Annotated in this window: 18 protein-coding genes; 11 read left to right on the plus strand and 7 right to left on the minus strand. The window is 68.4% G+C overall.

Annotated features, from left to right (window positions below; genetic code table 11):
- Positions 1 to 2 precede the first annotated feature (2 nt).
- Complete coding sequence (locus tag OIE47_RS36395; protein WP_326559091.1) at positions 3 to 890, minus strand: DUF1963 domain-containing protein; 888 nt, start codon at positions 888 to 890, stop codon at positions 3 to 5.
- Positions 891 to 1,431: 541 nt separating this feature from the next.
- Here OIE47_RS36395 and OIE47_RS36400 point away from each other — a divergent pair.
- The 6 genes from OIE47_RS36400 to OIE47_RS36425 all read left to right on the plus strand — a co-directional run bounded on the left by OIE47_RS36400 (position 1,432) and on the right by OIE47_RS36425 (position 6,140).
- Positions 1,432 to 2,151 carry a VOC family protein gene (locus OIE47_RS36400; protein ID WP_326559092.1) on the plus strand — a complete coding sequence of 240 codons (720 nt, stop codon included), beginning with the start codon at positions 1,432 to 1,434 and terminating at the stop codon, positions 2,149 to 2,151.
- A 143-nt stretch (positions 2,152 to 2,294) separates the two neighbouring features.
- A complete protein-coding gene (locus OIE47_RS36405) occupies positions 2,295 to 2,828 on the plus strand; it encodes a GNAT family N-acetyltransferase (RefSeq protein WP_326559093.1) in 534 nt (177 codons plus the stop codon).
- Positions 2,829 to 3,196: 368 nt separating this feature from the next.
- Positions 3,197 to 3,559, plus strand: a complete 363-nt coding sequence (locus tag OIE47_RS36410; protein ID WP_326559094.1) for a MarR family winged helix-turn-helix transcriptional regulator — start codon at positions 3,197 to 3,199, stop codon at positions 3,557 to 3,559.
- Positions 3,556 to 5,055 carry an MFS transporter gene (locus OIE47_RS36415; protein ID WP_326559095.1) on the plus strand — a complete coding sequence of 500 codons (1,500 nt, stop codon included), beginning with the start codon at positions 3,556 to 3,558 and terminating at the stop codon, positions 5,053 to 5,055. Before OIE47_RS36410 ends, OIE47_RS36415 begins: the two co-directional genes overlap by 4 nt.
- A gap of 110 nt (positions 5,056 to 5,165) precedes the next feature.
- The gene (locus tag OIE47_RS36420; RefSeq protein WP_326559096.1) at positions 5,166 to 5,477 is read left to right on the plus strand and encodes an EthD family reductase; all 312 of its coding nucleotides are present in this window, start codon (positions 5,166 to 5,168) and stop codon (positions 5,475 to 5,477) included.
- Between the two features lie 210 nt (positions 5,478 to 5,687).
- Positions 5,688 to 6,140, plus strand: coding sequence for a hypothetical protein (locus tag OIE47_RS36425; protein ID WP_326559097.1), 453 nt, complete (start codon positions 5,688 to 5,690; stop codon positions 6,138 to 6,140).
- 135 nt (positions 6,141 to 6,275) lie between these two features.
- On the opposite strand, the gene OIE47_RS36430 is transcribed toward OIE47_RS36425, so the two are convergent.
- Positions 6,276 to 6,743: a nuclear transport factor 2 family protein gene (locus OIE47_RS36430; RefSeq protein WP_326559098.1), complete on the minus strand. Its 468-nt coding sequence runs from the start codon at positions 6,741 to 6,743 to the stop codon at positions 6,276 to 6,278.
- Positions 6,744 to 6,964: 221 nt separating this feature from the next.
- Here OIE47_RS36430 and OIE47_RS36435 point away from each other — a divergent pair, with 221 nt between their 5' ends.
- Positions 6,965 to 7,243, plus strand: a complete 279-nt coding sequence (locus tag OIE47_RS36435) for a hypothetical protein (protein ID WP_326559099.1) — start codon at positions 6,965 to 6,967, stop codon at positions 7,241 to 7,243.
- 21 nt (positions 7,244 to 7,264) lie between these two features.
- Here the strand turns inward: OIE47_RS36435 and OIE47_RS36440 are convergent, their stop codons facing one another.
- From OIE47_RS36440 to OIE47_RS36455, 4 genes are all read right to left on the minus strand, one after another.
- Positions 7,265 to 8,968, minus strand: coding sequence for an amidase (locus OIE47_RS36440; RefSeq protein ID WP_326559100.1), 1,704 nt, complete (start codon positions 8,966 to 8,968; stop codon positions 7,265 to 7,267).
- Positions 8,961 to 9,221: a hypothetical protein gene (locus tag OIE47_RS36445; RefSeq protein ID WP_326559101.1), complete on the minus strand. Its 261-nt coding sequence runs from the start codon at positions 9,219 to 9,221 to the stop codon at positions 8,961 to 8,963. The genes OIE47_RS36440 and OIE47_RS36445 overlap by 8 nt, the downstream gene beginning before the upstream one ends.
- A 116-nt stretch (positions 9,222 to 9,337) precedes the next feature.
- Positions 9,338 to 9,667 carry a putative quinol monooxygenase gene (locus tag OIE47_RS36450; RefSeq protein WP_326559102.1) on the minus strand — a complete coding sequence of 110 codons (330 nt, stop codon included), beginning with the start codon at positions 9,665 to 9,667 and terminating at the stop codon, positions 9,338 to 9,340.
- A gap of 92 nt (positions 9,668 to 9,759) precedes the next feature.
- Complete coding sequence (locus tag OIE47_RS36455; RefSeq protein WP_326559103.1) at positions 9,760 to 10,098, minus strand: hypothetical protein; 339 nt, start codon at positions 10,096 to 10,098, stop codon at positions 9,760 to 9,762.
- Between the two features lie 350 nt (positions 10,099 to 10,448).
- Here OIE47_RS36455 and OIE47_RS36460 point away from each other — a divergent pair, with 350 nt between their 5' ends.
- The gene (locus OIE47_RS36460; protein WP_326559104.1) at positions 10,449 to 10,757 is read left to right on the plus strand and encodes an SRPBCC family protein; all 309 of its coding nucleotides are present in this window, start codon (positions 10,449 to 10,451) and stop codon (positions 10,755 to 10,757) included.
- 4 nt (positions 10,758 to 10,761) lie between these two features.
- On the opposite strand, the gene OIE47_RS36465 is transcribed toward OIE47_RS36460, so the two are convergent.
- On the minus strand, positions 10,762 to 12,477 hold the full coding sequence (locus OIE47_RS36465) for an IlvD/Edd family dehydratase (protein ID WP_326559105.1): 1,716 nt from the start codon (positions 12,475 to 12,477) through the stop codon (positions 10,762 to 10,764).
- Positions 12,478 to 12,522: 45 nt separating this feature from the next.
- Here OIE47_RS36465 and OIE47_RS36470 point away from each other — a divergent pair, with 45 nt between their 5' ends.
- From OIE47_RS36470 to OIE47_RS36480, 3 genes are all read left to right on the plus strand, one after another.
- Positions 12,523 to 13,323, plus strand: a complete 801-nt coding sequence (locus OIE47_RS36470; protein WP_326559106.1) for an IclR family transcriptional regulator — start codon at positions 12,523 to 12,525, stop codon at positions 13,321 to 13,323.
- Entirely contained in the window at positions 13,320 to 14,333 is a 1,014-nt protein-coding gene (locus tag OIE47_RS36475) for a zinc-dependent alcohol dehydrogenase (RefSeq protein WP_326559107.1), read from the plus strand. Before OIE47_RS36470 ends, OIE47_RS36475 begins: the two co-directional genes overlap by 4 nt.
- A gap of 129 nt (positions 14,334 to 14,462) precedes the next feature.
- Complete coding sequence (locus OIE47_RS36480; protein WP_326559108.1) at positions 14,463 to 15,221, plus strand: hypothetical protein; 759 nt, start codon at positions 14,463 to 14,465, stop codon at positions 15,219 to 15,221.
- Positions 15,222 to 15,287 lie beyond the last annotated feature (66 nt).

The raw sequence follows: 15,287 nt of genomic DNA on the forward strand, positions 1-15,287 counted from the left end.
TTCTACTCGCTGAACTCGGTCACGGAGAACCCCTTGTCCAGTCGGCCGGCGGCCAGGTCGTCGTGGCGGATCACCAAACTCCCGGAATAGAACTCGTCGGCCACGGGAAAGCGGGCGAGCGACACCCACTCACCCGTCAGCCGGCGCTTTTCCTCCTCCACATGGGAATACCATTTCGCCACCGGAATGACGATCTCGCCGGCCTTCTCGCGCCCCGCGAGGGTCTGCTCCGCGATGCTCGTGATCACCTCGTCGTCGACATACCCGCCGATGTAGGCGCTGGCGAGCCCTTCGTCAGTCGGCCAGAGATCGTGGGCCAGAGCGCAGAGCTCGTCCAGGTGCGGCACGTCACGCTCCAGGTCACGGGCCGGTTGCTGCTGGAAGGGCGACAGGTCGTCCTCGTCCTCGTCCTCATCCTCGTCGTCGTTCGACGCGAACCAGTTGGGGAACTCCGCAAGGAGCGAGGCGCTCACGTCCCACTGCTCCCCGACGATCTCGGGGTTGAGGGGTTCTGCGACTGCGGTGTCAGTGCCGGCCGGTACGTACACGACTCGCGCGTACTCATGATCCGCGGCGCCACCGGCCAGGTAGTCGTTTTCGTGGTCCAGGAAGAACAACAGCGCGCCGTCCGCCGGCAGGCCAAAGCCGTCGACCCTCGGCAGCGCCGCACAGTCGACGGAAAAGATGAACGGCAACTGACCGACCCGACCGGACGGCCAGTCCTCATCCACCGGCAGCCGGGGCAACCCACCGAACTGTCCGACCAGAACTCCGCCGGAGCCCCCGCTCAACCGGATCGACAGCCGGAGGTACGTGATGAACCTGCTGATCTCGTCGTCCGGTACGCCCAACGCTAGCGCCGCACCACGAAACCGCCCCTGATGATCCATGGTCCAGCATGGTGCCACGAAGCACCGACGATACGGCGAGCCCCGCGACGGGTGGCCCACGGCCAGCACACGCCGTTGTCGCCATCCCCGCCGTGATCGGGTACGCGAACATCGGCACACCGGGACGTCCTCCTGCCTGAACTCGACTGTTCACGGCTACCGACAGTGACAGCCTTCCCCTCGTGTTTGGCGCCCTACCGACATCACCTCGTTCCCTGCCCGAGCCTGACCGGCTACCTCGTCGCGACGAAGCAGGGACAACCGCATCGCCGAACGGCCCGTATATCCAGCGCTGCTCGGCACTCCGTCGGGATGAATCCCCTGCACCCGGGTCATCGGCATGTCCAGACGTCCTCCCACCCCGGCGTACCAGCATCAAGGGCTACCGAGGTGAGGTCCGCACCCTCGCAGTACCCGGATCACCGCCGATGGATCGGCTGGGCGGCGTTGCGTTCTGGGCCATCAGCCGATCGGATGACCGAAGGCGATGATCGGCTATTTCCATGTGCGATGGACCCCCTGCGACGCCTAGGAAGGAGGCATGACCAACGAGCGGACCGTTCCCCTGCTGCCGTGCGCATCCATTGACGACATCGAAACCTTCTACGGAGTTCTCGGCTTCCGCACCACCTACAAGCAGCGCAAGCCCAACGCGTGTGTGGGGGTGCAGCGGGAAGACCTGCATCTGCAGTTCTTCGAGATCGCCGGATTTGACCCGGAGCAGTCCTATGGCTCCTGTCTCGTACTCACCGCGGACATCGAGGGACTACACCGGGCATTCGCAGCCGGCATGCGCGTCGCGTACGGCAAGGTACTGGTGTCCGGAACCCCGCGGATGACCCGGCCCAGGGCGCGGAAGAACGTCGACGGGTTGGGCGGGTTCAGCGTCATCGACCCGGGTGGCAACTGGATCCGCGTCTTTCGGGACGCCGCCACCGCGCCCATGCCGTCCGCCACGCCTGCCGGACGGCTGGCCAAGGCCCTAGCGAATGCTGTCGTGCAGGCCGATTCCAGGGGAAGCGTCGGACAGGCCGTTCGGATCCTCGACAGCGCGTTGGCCCGCCCGCAAGCCGACGACGACCCGGTCGAGCAGGTAGAGGTCCTGGTCTACCGCGCCGAACTCGCGATGGTGCTGCACGATCCGAAGACTGCGGCCGAGATGCTGGCCCGCGTCCAGTCCGTCACGCTCACGGGAGACGAATCCGAAAGGGCGGCACCCGCCTTCGACAACGCCGCGGATCTCGCAGCAGCACTGCGGTGACTCACCATACAGATCTCGACGGTTCCGGACATCCACCGGCCGGCAAGCGTAGTCACCAAGCGTGACTGCTTCTGCTGTGGGCGGCGCGCAGGTCGGCGGCGATGCGGACGTCGTACGCAGCCGTCAACGCCATAATGGTCAGCGTGCCTGAGCAGCAACCAGATCTTCGTCCTGTGGCAATACCGCGGGTCGCGGTCCGTCATGTCGTTGAGGCCGACCGACCGCGTTTCGTAAAGCTCTTCTGCGACCAGGGCTTCATGGCCTTCTCGGACGGTGTCCTGTCACTCAACGAGGCCGAGGAGCGGTTCGACCGGATGATCGCGCGATGTGCGGAGGTCTCGTTCGCCAAGCAGGCGATCGTTGAACTGTCGTCCGGCATTGTCGTCGGCTACACCGGAGTCGATTGGATCGATCTGGATGGTCACCGATGGCTGGAGTGGGGCTACAGACTCGTTCCAGCGGCTCGCGGCAAGGGTTACGCGACCGAGGCGACCAAGGCGCTCCTGACCAGAGCTGCCGTCGAGTACAGCGGCGACCTACTCGCGATCATCCACCCGGATAACCAGCCATCGCAGAACGTCTGCCAAAAGCTGGGCTTCCGGTACTGGAAGACGGCCAGAGTGAACGGGGAGCTGCGCAACATCTACAGGATGCGACTGCATGCGGCAGGGAGCTAGGCGCTCAACAACCAGCGGGATGCCCGACCGGGGCCCCGCGCCCTCAGGAGGGTAGGTGGCCGCATGCTCTGGCTCGTAGCCGAGACCAAGCGCCTGCTGCTCGCTTCGCGAGCGGAGGCGATGAGGCCGTGGGTGACTGGGTCGGCGCGTGCTCGTCAAGGCCGTCGTGCAGACGCCTGACGACGGTGGCCGAGAGGACGAGGCTCGGGGCCGGGTTCGAGCCGGGACGAGAGATGCATAAAGCCTTCATATAAAAGTGCTATGCTTCGACCATGAGCCGACAAGACGCCGCTCGTGGCACTACCACTGAGATCGGGTCAGCCCTCTACGGGTTGGCCACCAGAACCGTGAGACGTCTTCCACGTGACATGAGCATCACCTCCGCGGCCACCCTGGCCACCCTGGATCGGACCGGTCCGCGACGGATCACCGACCTCGCCGTGATCGAAGGCGTCACCCAGCCCGCGATGACTGTCCTGGTTCGGGTGATGGAGGAATCTGGGCTGGTCGAGCGGAGGGGCGACCCGTCCGACAAGCGGGTCACGCTGGTGTGTCTGACCGGGGCGGGCGCGTCCTATGTTCGGGCGCGCCGCCGGGCGGGCGTCGAGGCGTTTGCGCGATTGATCGACGAACTCACAAGGGAAGAAGTCAACGCCTTGAAGGCGGCCCTCCCAGCGCTGCTGCATCTGGCCGAGCTCGAAGACCAGGATCGCGAAGGGGCGAAGCAGTGACCCTCGCAGAGCATTCCAAGGCGCGCCTACTGGTCCCCGCCCTGATGTTCATAGCACTGGTCGTCGCGGCGGTCGGCAGTCTGGGGACGCCGCTCATCACCAGCGTGGCCACCACCTTGCACGTCTCGCTCGACAGTGCGCAGTGGACCTTGACTATCGCGCTGCTGAGCGGCGCCGTCGCTACGCCCGTCCTCGGCCGGCTCGGCGCCGGACCACACCGGCGGACCACGATTCTCGCCACGCTGGCGGTCGTTGTCGCTGGCAGCACGCTCACCGTGCTGCCGCTGCCCTTCGCCTGGCTGCTTGCCGGCAGGGCGGCTCAGGGCGTCGGGCTCGGATTGACGGCGCTGATGATGGGCGTAGCCCGTGACCATCTTCCCGAGGGGCGCAGCGCGGCTGCGATCGCCCTGATCTCGGTGGTCTCGATCATCGGGGCTGGCGTAGGTTACCCGCTCGCCGGTCTGCTCGCCGAACTCGGCGGTGTGCGAGCGGCCTACAGCCTCGGCCTGTTCGTCACCGCTGCCGCATTCCTGGCCGCGTGGCGCTCTATCCCCAAAGCTCCCGAAGGCCGCTCCGCTCGCGTGGACGTCTCGACCGCGCTCGTCCTGGCGGGGGGACTGTTCCTCGTCCTGTTCCTGGCAAGCCAGAGGAGCCTGTGGAGCCATCACCTCCGTGTGACGGTGGTCCTCGCCATCGGCGCTGTGCTCCTGCTCTGCATCTGGGTCGCCTCCGAATTGCGCAGCAAGACACCGCTGGTCGATCTCCGGGCCGTACGGCACCCAGCAGTCGCCGGGGCGAATGTCGCCATGTTCGTCGGCGGGAGCGGCATGTATCTGCTGCTCACCCTCATTACCCGGTACGCGCAGACACCGAACAGCGTCGGCTACGGATTCGGGCTGACCACCTTTGCCGCCGGGCTGGTCCTCGTCCCGTTCTCCGTGCTGGGCTTCATCGCCGGCAAGCTCACGCCCCGAGTCCGCGAACGGATCGACGCCCCCCTGCTCTTGGCCGGCAGCGCTGTCGTCGTCGGCGGTGGGTTCGTCCTGTTCGCGGCCGAACGGTCGAACCTAGCCGAACTGCTCACGGCCATGGGCGTGCTCGGCTTCGGCGTCGGCAGCTTCTCGGCTGCCATGCCCGGCGTCATCCTGGCCGTCACCCCCAAGAGCGAAACATCAAGCGCCATGAGCTTCAACTACGTCGTCCGCAGCGTCGGGTACTCCCTAGGCAGCGCTCTAGGCGGCCTGACCCTGGCCGCCGGCACCGAGAGCGGCCATCTCTTCCCAAACGACGGCGCCTACACCACGGCAGCGCTGATCGGCATCGCCGCGATGGCAGTCACGGCACTGACCAGCCTGACGCTCGCCCGCCAGCGCCAGCCCGAAATCAACCAGGGCACCGAACCAGCGTCAGTCAAGTCGATCCGATTACCGGAAGAGAGGCAAGCCGAACAAGAACTCCACACCCAGGTACGCCGAGGCGGCAACCCCATCGCCTGAGGCGGTTGCGCACTCCCACGTATGCGCCGCCGAGTCTCCGCTCGACACGGCAATGACCATACGCAAATTTCCGGCTGGATAGCACGCACCCGTAAGCAAAGGAACCGAACATGCACAAGTTGGTGGTCCTGTATCCCGAGCCCGCCGATCCCGACCACTTCCGCGACTACTACGTGACCCACCACCTCCCGCTGGTCACACTCATGCCCGGCCTGCTCGCCTGGCGCTACAGCTTCGACGTGGCAGCGACGCAGGGACAGGCGCCGTACTTCGCGGTCTTCGAAGCCGAGTTCGCTGACACTGCGGCAATGACCGCGTCGAGGTCGTCTCCGGAAGGCCGGCAGGTGGCCGCCGATGTCGCCAACTACGCCACCGGCGGTGCGGTCGTCATCCACTATCCCGTGCAGGACGGCACCGGCTGAGCCATATCTTCACCGACTCGAACGCATAGTTGAATACGACGCGAATTTACGTGATCCCGGACTCTTCGTGACACGATCGAATGCACTAGCACGCACACACATCGACAGTTCCGTGTGCCGCATAGTGCCGGAACGTACCGCCGTACGTGACGACACATCGCCTGGCGTCGCGCACGGTCGGCAGACCCGAGGACGTCATGCAGGATTTGGATGAGGGTCGGACCGCCGAGCCGTCTCGCTATCGATCACGACGACTATCACGCCGAGCATGTGGGGCGCACCGCTGATGGAAGACAGTTTTTCCTCACCACCCCCTTCGAGCCCGCCATCCGTGGGGAAATAGATGGTCAGGAGTTTGTCGCCTTGTACCTCTTCGACGCCGGTGGCCGGTTTCTGGAGGCCCGGATTGATGCCTTCGGTCCCAGAGCCCGGATGGACCGCGCGGCGCGCCGGGCGGCATACGACGCCCGGCTGAAGGGACTTGGGGAGGTCACGTTCACCCGCATCGAAGTCGAGCCGTTCGCAATCAATCGGTTCGGTACGACCTTCGGCCTCATCCCAAGAGAGCCGGAGGAGGACGACGACGCATGGTGGGTCACCCTGGAGCCCGGCGACTACATGGCCTTCACCGACCCATGGGACAGCGGTGAGTACGACACCTGATGCCCAGTCAGGCAGACGCACTCAACTCGACAGTTCCGGACATCCACCGGCCGGGAAGCGTAGTCACCAAGCATGACTGCTCCGGCTGTGGGCACGGTCGGCGGCAGATGAGCGTGCAGGGAGTCCGGGCGTGAATCAGGGTCGGGCCGTGCTCTCAATGGTGGCGCTTTGTTGCGGACGGAGTGCGGTCAAGAGGCTGTCGAGTTGACCCCAGGCCCGCGCGCTGGCAACGTGGTCAATGTAGTCGCGGGACTCAATGATGAGCCCATTGCGGATACGCATTACGAAGACGCATGGCACCGTGAATGCCTCACCTGTCTCGGCGACCCGCCCCTGATAGGCAAACTCGGCAACAATCACCTCCGGGTCCGCGGTCTCATGAATCGTCACGTCGACCGGCTGACGGTTCAGCGTCCGGGCGACCGGAGGCGGCGCGGTGAAGTGCTCGTGCAGTTCGCTTCGGCTACGCAGCGGCGGCGGGTTGAGCGGGTGGAACGGATGCGTGACATGGGTTTGTTCGGCGTACAGGTCGGCCAAGTCTTCATACGGACCATCGCAGACGCCGTTCACCAGTCGGAGGAAAGTTTCACGTGGACTGCTCATGCCGGGCTTCCTTCGGATCGGTAGATGTCACTTGGGGCACGCCGAGGACTACCTCGGGAGATGGCCGGTACCCTACCGACTCAGCCCCGATTTGACTGCCCCGGAGCGAATTCGACGACCGTATCGAGTGCATTGTCATCGGCAGTAGCGGATGACGAGTGAAGCGTCTTTCAGGATTCCGAGCCAGCGGAGCGGAGTACCGGAGCGAACGGGCCCGCGCCGTGGATGACGACGACGAAGACCTGATGGTCCAGCATCGGCACCGCCCGGACTGGCGCTGTCGTGACTGTCTCGACCCGTGGCCGTGCCGGTTCTTCCGGCGGCGGCTGCTGGCGGTGACGGACGCTAAGCCGCAGAACCTCCGGCCCTACATGGAGCAGTACCGGAGGCTTGAGGGGGCGGAGCTGGTGGACGCGACCCCCGAAGAGTTGGACGAGCGTTTCCTCGGGTGGCTGACGCGCCCACCGGCACGCCGCCTCAGATTGCGATCGATCGGATGAAGAGCACCCCTGGAAGGTCGATCAGCTTTCCTCGGTGGCGTCGTAGTCGGCGGGCACCTTGTACGGCGCGGCGACCCGCGCCCCGGCACCGACCGGTCCGGACGGATCCGGTGGCCGTCGCAGGTGGTGGTCCGTGACCGCCTGGTACGCCGCCACGACGGCGAGCAGCCGCTCCTCCCCGAACGGCGGCGCCGCGATGGTCGTGCCCCTCGGCACGGTCAGCCCGGTCGTCTGGTCGACACCCAGGCCGTAGGGGAACGCCATCATCGGCAGTCCGATCCGGTCCACCGCCGTCCCGATCAGCAGTACGTCGCACTGGCCGAAGAACTGGTCGAGGGTGCGCTTGAGCAGGAGGTAACGCGCCTCCATCGCCTTGAGGTAGCTGTCCGCACTGCGGAACTGGCCGTTGAGGAAACCGGTGAGACGATCGGCGAACAGCCGCACGTCTTGTTGCAGGACCGGCAGGAAGAGGTTGGTGCCCTCGCCGGAGGTGCTGGTCACCGTCCCGGTCAGTTCGCTCCAGCCCTCCGGGTACGGCACCTCCCGTACGATCACGCCGACCGTCTGCATTGCGGCCAGCATGGCCTCGCGCAGCGGCCTGGTCTCCTCGTTGGCGCCGGTGAGGTAGTCCGGCGGGTAGCCGAGGGTGGTCTCCCACCGGACCCGGATCCGCTTCTTCCAGTAGTAGACCTCGGCCGACCTGATGTAGTTCGGCACCTCAGGCAGGCCGAGCGTACGGGGGTCGTTGGGGTCCGGACCCGCCACCGACTGGAGCATGATCGCGGCGTCCATGGCGTCTCGGGCCAGCGGCCCCGGGTGGTCGTGGGTGATGGTCAGCGGCACGATGCCGTACAGGGAGGTCCGACCGAAGGTCGGCTTGAGACCGGTCAGGTTCTGCGCGTTCGAGGGCGAGGTGATCGAACCGCCGGTCTGGGTCCCGGTGCCGGAGGTGGCGAGCCGGGCCGCGACCGCGGTTGCCGTGCCGCCCGACGACCCGCTCGGGCTGTACCGGATGTCGTCGGGTGTCCAGGCGTTGTACGTGGTGGCGGTGCCGTCGGGCAGCCGGGCTCGGCCGGAGGCGAGCGGACCCATGGCCGCCTTGCCGATCATGATCGCGCCGTCGGTCCTGAGCCGGGCGTGCACCGTCGAGTCGTACGCCGGGACGAATCCCTGGTAGACCGGGGACATGGCGGTGGTGGGGATGCCCGCGGTGTAGTAGTTGTCCTTCTCCGCGGTGGTGATCCCGGCGAGCGCCGTCGATCCACTGTGGATCTTCGTACGGCGGGCCAGGTCGAGCAGTTCGGCGTCCGGGCGGCGCCAAAGGAACGCCTGGTACCTGGCCTCGTACCGGTTGATCCGATCGAGGTAGGCGTCCATCAGGTCCACCGGCTTGAGCAGCCTGCGCCGGAAAGCGGCAGCCGCCTCGCTGATGGTCAGCTCGGTCGGGTCGGCCAGCGCCTCGGGACGGATCGTCCGGGCGAACGCGCCGTCCCACCAGTCCTTCGGCGTACCCGGTCCGGAGCGACCGGCGGCGGTCGGGGCCGGGGCCGCGCTGCCCGGGGTGGCCGCGAAGAGCGTCCCGCCGGCCGCTCCGGCGGACGCCGCGGCGGCCCAGAGCCCGGCCATCCGGGACATGAACCAGCGCCGGTCGACGGTGAGGTCCTGCGGTTGCCCGGTGCCGTCCGTGATCCGGTCGGCCCGGTGGGGCACCAGCGGCTCAGTCATCGAGCGCTCCCGTCCACTGGGCGAGTTGGACGGGGTAGAGGGCCGGCACGTCGGCCTGCTGATCGGTCGGGTAGGCATTGATCACGGCATCCTGGCGGATGACGCTGCGGGCAGAGGAGAAGACCCTCGCCTGGTCCATCGGTGCGGCCGGGTCGTCTTCCGGCAGTACCGAGATGTCGATGCCCAGCAGGGCGTAGCGGGTTCTGATGTAGACGTCGAGTTCCTGATCCGTGGGCGCTGGAGGTACGGCCATAACCACCCCTTCGCTCCTTACCGGCGAATACTGGGCGTCAGCCAACCAGCAGATCATTTCTGCCGGAGATCAGATCAGATTCACAAATGTTTCTGCATCAATTCGACCCCTCGGGATCAGCGCTCCGGTACGGCGAGTTCCCCCAGCAGCGACCAGTCGTCCTGCGGGACGGTGGCGTTGACGATCCGGGGCGTCTCGGCCAGATACTGCGGCAGCGTCCGCTGCGCCTGACGGAAGTGCTCGGACTGTACGTGCGCCCCACCGGCGTCGCCGTCACGGAATGCCTCGACCAGGACGTACTCGGTCGGGTCGTCGAGGCTGCGGGACCAGTCGAACCAGAGGCAGCCCGCCTCGCCACGGGTCGCCGAGGTGAAGTCGGCGGCGATCTCGGGCCACCGGTCGGCGTGCTCCGGCAGCACCCGGAACTTCGCGGTAATGAAGATCATCCTGATCTCTCCCCTGGTCACGACGGGCGGGCGGAATCGCCCGGCACCGGGAGATTCTAGTACGCCGTCCCGAGGGAGGTGATCTTCATGGATCAGCGCATCCGGCGTTCGGGGTGCTGGCGGTTCCAGGCCCGCATCCGTTCCGGATAGCCGACCCGGGCCGCCTCGTAGATCGGCACCGAGTGCCGGTGCGCCAGCCGCTGCGCGACCCGGGGCGAACCCGTCCGGCGGCGGATCCACTCGCCGTCGTCGGCGATGGCGACAACGGTCGTGTCGGTCGCCGTCGTCTCCGGTTCGAGGTACAACTCGACGCCGCGCCGGTCGTCGATGAACGCGGACAGCGCCGCGAGGTCGGCGGAGGTTCCCTCCCGGTCGAGCTTGGTGGGCGTGTGATCATCGGCGGGCGACCGCCGCCGGGACAGCCAGCGCATCAGGTGCTCCTTCGGTCCGAGTCCGAACAACCGCCGGCGGCCTACTTCCGGCAGCCCAACCATTGCAGCACCCCTGACCGGGAGAAACCTTCAAGCAACCTGTACGCGAGATGAAAGCCACCCGCCCCGGACATCGATTACGTGAATACGACTCGGAATTGCCCGCCCGTCGGGTGAATTGCCGGCGGTGAATCGGATCGATAGAGTTTTCGCCCATGGGTGACCGGTTCGATGACGACCTGGTGGTGCACGAGACGATGGAGATCGCCGCCCCCGCACCCGAGGTCTGGGCGGCGCTGGTCGTCGCCGAGCGGCGTACCGGCTAGTGGGATTATCTCGAGCTGGAACCGGTGGTCGGCGGCCCGGTGACGGAAACCTGGGCCGGGCCGGACGGGAATCCGGTTCACACCCGGGGTGCGGTGACCGCGTTGGTCGCCAACGAACTGCTGCGCCTGCGCTGGGCCGACGAGGGGTGGGACGACTCCACCGAGGTTGAGTTCCGCCTCCTCGCCGGCGATCACGGCACGGTGGTCCACGTACGGGAGCACGGGCTCGACCGGCATCCGGACGGCGCCCGACTCACCGACGAACACCGGGCCGGCTGGCGCACGCACCTGAGCAACCTCCGCCGCTGCGTGGAGGCACGCTCCGGTCGATAGGAGTTCAGTGGGACTCGCGGGCTACCTCGTCGCCGCTGGACCCGATCAGGAAGTCGAGGTCGGCACCGGTGTTGGCCTGCTGGACGGTGTTGACGTAGAGCCGTTCCCAGCCGCGCTTCGGGTTCGCGTACGCCCGTACCGTTGCCGCGTCCGGCGGGCGCGACTCCCACTCCCCCTCGGGCAGGTCGACGTCCAGGCGGCGGGCTTCGACGTCGAGCACGACAACATCACCGGTACGCAACCGCGCCAGCGGACCACCGACCGCCGCCTCCGGCGCGACGTGCAGCACCACCGTGCCGTACGCGGTGCCGCTCATCCGGCCGTCGCAGATCCGTACCATGTCGCGGACGCCGGCCCGCAGCAGTTTGGTCGGCAGGGGCAGGTTCGCCACCTCGGGCATGCCCGGATAACCGCGCGGTCCACACCCGCGCAGGACCAGCACGGAGTCCGCGTCGACGTCGAGATCCGGATCGTCGATCCGGGCGTGCAGGTCCTCGATGGAGTCGAAGACCACCGCCCGGCCACGGTGGCGCAGCAGGTGCGGTGATGCCGCCGCGGGTTTGATGATCGCGCCGGACGGGGCCAGGTTGCCGTAGAGCACCGCGATCCCGGCGCGCGGGAGCAGCGGCTGGTCGCGTACCCGAATGACCTCGTGGTCCCAGATCTGGGCCTCGTCGAGGTAGTCGACCAGCGGGCGACCGGTCACCGTGAGCGCGTCCGGGTCGAGCAGGTCGCGGACCTCGCGCAGCACGGCGAGCAGCCCACCCGCGCGGTACAGGTCGTCCATCAGGAACCGGCCCGCCGGCTGGAGGTCGACCAGCAACGGCACACCCCCACCGGTACGGTCGAAGTCGTCCTGGGTCAGCTCGATCCCGAGCCGGCCGGCGATGGCGAGCAGGTGCACGACCGCGTTGGTCGATCCACCGATGGCGGCGAGTGCGACGATCGCGTTCAGGAACGAGCCACGGGTGAGCAGGTCGCTCGGGCGGCGTTGCTCGGCGACCAGCTCGACGGCGAGCCGGCCGGTGTCGTGCGCCCGTTCGAGCAGGCGGCTGTCCGGGGCCGGGGTGCCGGCGAATCCGGGAATGGTGGTGCCGAGGGCCTCGGCGACCAGCGCCATGGTGGACGCGGTGCCCATCGTGTTGCAGTGCCCGCGACTGCGGATCATGGACGACTCGGACCTGAGGAACTGTTCCTCGGACAGGGTGCCCGCGCGGACCTCCTCGGAGAGCTTCCACACGTCGGTGCCGCAGCCCAGCGGCACACCCCGGAAGGTCCCGGTCAGCATCGGGCCACCGGGGACCACCACGGCGGGCAGGTCGACCGAGGCGGCGGCCATCAGCAGGGACGGGATCGTCTTGTCACAGCCGCCGAGCAGCACGACGCCGTCGATCGGGTTGGCCCGCAGCATCTCCTCGGTCGCCATCGCGGCCATGTTGCGCCAGAGCATCGCGGTCGGGCGTACCTGTGTCTCGCCGAGCGACACGACGGGGAGGTTCAGCGGGATGCCGCCGGCTTCGTACACGCCCTGTTTGACGCTCTCGGCCACCTCGTCGAGGTGACTGTTGCACGGGGTGAGGTCCGAGGCGGTATTCGCGATCGCGATGTGCGGACGGCCGTCGAAGGCGTGCGCGGGCAGGCCACGGCGCATCCAGGCGCGGTGGATGTAGGCGTTGCGGTCGGTTCCGCCGTACCACTGCGCGCTGCGCTGCCCCGACATGTGACCGCCTTCCAATTATTGGAACCTCAGTCTACGATTCGGAACGTGGCCGAGGCTACCGCAAGATCCGGTACGGCGGAACGGCCCGCCGAGGGTCCGCTCGTCGGCTCCGACCGGGTCCTCGCCGTCCTCGCCGAACTGGCCCGGCACCCCGACGGCATCGCACTGGACGACCTCGCGCGTACCGTGGCCAGCCCCAAACCCACCGTGCACCGGGCACTGGCCGCGCTGCGCCGAGCCGGTTTCGCCACCCAGGACGACCGCCGGCAGTACGTGCTGGGCGACGAATTCATCCGCCTCGCCTTCGCCAACCATGAGGCCCGGCTGGACCACCTCCGGGTCGTCCCCATTCTGCGCGAGCTGTCCGCCCGGCACGGCGAGACCGCGCACTACGCCGTACTCGACGGGCGGTCGGTGGTGTACCGGTCGAAGATCGATCCGCCGAGCGGTGCCGTCCGGCTCACCTCCACCGTCGGCGGGCGCAATCCCGCCCACAGCACCGCACTGGGCAAGCTGCTCCTGGCCCACCACCTCCCCGACGACAACGCCGTACGCGCCTGGGCCGGCTCGACGCACCTCGAACCCCGCACCGAGCGGACCCGGACGGCGGTGGCCGACCTCTGCGCCGAACTGGCCCTGACCAGACAACGCGGGTACGGCGTCGAGGACCAGGAGAACGAGCCCGGCGTGAGCTGCCTGGCACTCCCCCTGTTCCTCTCCTCGCCGACCGAACCCAGCGGTGCGGTCAGCATCAGCGCGCTGACGTACCGGACCCCGTTGCGGGACCTGGTCGAGGATCTGCCGGCGATCCGGGCCATCGTCGAACGGGGAGGGCGGACGGGGTGAGGGCCTTCGTGGTCACCGGCCCGCACCGGTCCGGCGTGCAGGAGGTCGAGCCACCCAAGGCGGGACCGGACCAGGTCGTGGTCGACGTGTCCCGGGTCGGGGTCTGCGGCACCGACGTCGAGTTCTTCACCGGCGAGATGGCGTACCTGCACCAGGGCCACGCCCGGTACCCGATGCGCCTGGGCCACGAGTGGTGCGGCACGGTGGCGGCGGTGGGGCGCGGGGTCGATCCACGGTGGCTCGGCCGGCGGGTCACCGGCGACACGATGCTCGGCTGTGGCCACTGCCGGCGGTGCCTGGGCGGCCTGGGTCATGTCTGCACGGACCGCAGCGAGATCGGCATCCGGGGCGGATTTGCCGGTGCACTGGCCGAGCAGTTGGCCGTACCGGTGAGCGCCCTGCACGCCCTGCCGGACTCGGTGGACGACAGCGCCGGTGCCCTGGTGGAGCCGGGCGGGAACGCGCTGCGGTCCGTACGGGCCGCGGCACCCGCTCCGGGTGACCGGGTGCTCGTCCTGGGCCCCGGGACCATCGGGCTGCTGGTGGCCGAGTTCGCCCGCGCCGAAGGTGCCGAGGTCCACGTGGTGGGGAAGTCGCCCCGGTCGCTGGAGTTCGCCCGCACCCTGGGTTTTGCCGGCGTGTGGGGCGATGACCGCATCCCGGCACTGCCCTGGGACGCGGTTGTCGACGCCTCCAACGACCCGGCCGTACCGGCGCTCGCGCTCGACCTGGTGGAACCCGGCGGCCGGGTGGTCTACATCGGCCTGGCCGGCACCCCGAGCCGGCTCGACACCCGGACCCTGGTACTCAAGGACGTGACGGCGGTCGGGATCCTCGGCGCCTCGGCCGGGCTCGCCGGCACCATCGAGCGGTACGCCGCCGCCACCGTCGACCCCCGGCCGCTGGTCGCCGCCACCGTCGGCCTGGAGCAGGTCGGCGAGGTGCTGGCCGGTGGTCTGCCCGAAAACGCCGGACCGGGTCCGAAGGTGCACGTCGACCCCCGCCGTTGATCGCCGTGGGACGGGTCGCGGTCCACCCGCTGCCGCTCGCCTTCGAGCAGCAGCGACGTTCACGCCCCGGCTGGATTACCCCGGCAGCCGACGGGTAAGCGGCGGTCCTCACCAGGTGGGAGGGATCAGATGTCCGAACGACACACGGTGTTGCGCTCGATGCACGATCTGGGATTGGCGGCCTGGTTCGGCGGCTCGCTGATGGGGGCGGTCGGCGTCAACAGCGCGGCGACCCGGGTCGACAACTCCAAGGAACGGCTCGGCGTGGCCTCGGCCGGCTGGGCCCGGTGGACACCGGTCAACGCCGCCGCGATCGGTGCCCACATGGCCGGCGCCGCGGGCGAGTTGGTGACCGAGAGTCCACGGGTGATCGCCCAGGCCGGGGTGGCCAGGATGAGCCTGGTCAAGACCGGGCTCACCGTGGCGGCGCTGGCGGTGACCGGTTACAGCCGGATGCTCGGGATGAGGCTGCAGAAGGCCGGTGGTCCACCGGTCGACGGGACCACCGAGCCGAACCACGCCACCCCGAAGGACATCGCGGCGAGCCAGCGCCAGCTCCGGGTGCTCCAGTGGGCGATTCCCGCCCTCACCGGCGCGCTGATTGTGATCACCGCGCTCGCCGGGGAGCAGCAGAAGCCCGGCCAGGTGGCCAAGGGGATGCTGCGACGGGCCAGGAGCATGCGGCACCGCCGGTCGCACGTGTCGCGGTACGCCCAGGGGGCGATGCGGCATGTGCCGGGGGCCCTGAACCAGGCGTCGGGTGCGATGCGGCACGTACCGGGCGCAATGCGGCAGGCGTCCGGCGGGTTGCGGTACGCCTCGAAGGGCATGGGTCGGGTGATGGCCGCACGGTCGGCCATGCACGCGCTGTCGATGCTGCGACGCTGAGCGTACGGACGAGTCGCCCCGGCCATGGGCCGGGGCGGGGCCGGTCCCGTGATGAACGCCGACGGC

It is taken from the genome of Micromonospora sp. NBC_01796 (assembly GCF_035917455.1).
In the GTDB taxonomy this organism is placed as follows: Bacteria; Actinomycetota; Actinomycetes; order Mycobacteriales; family Micromonosporaceae; genus Micromonospora_G.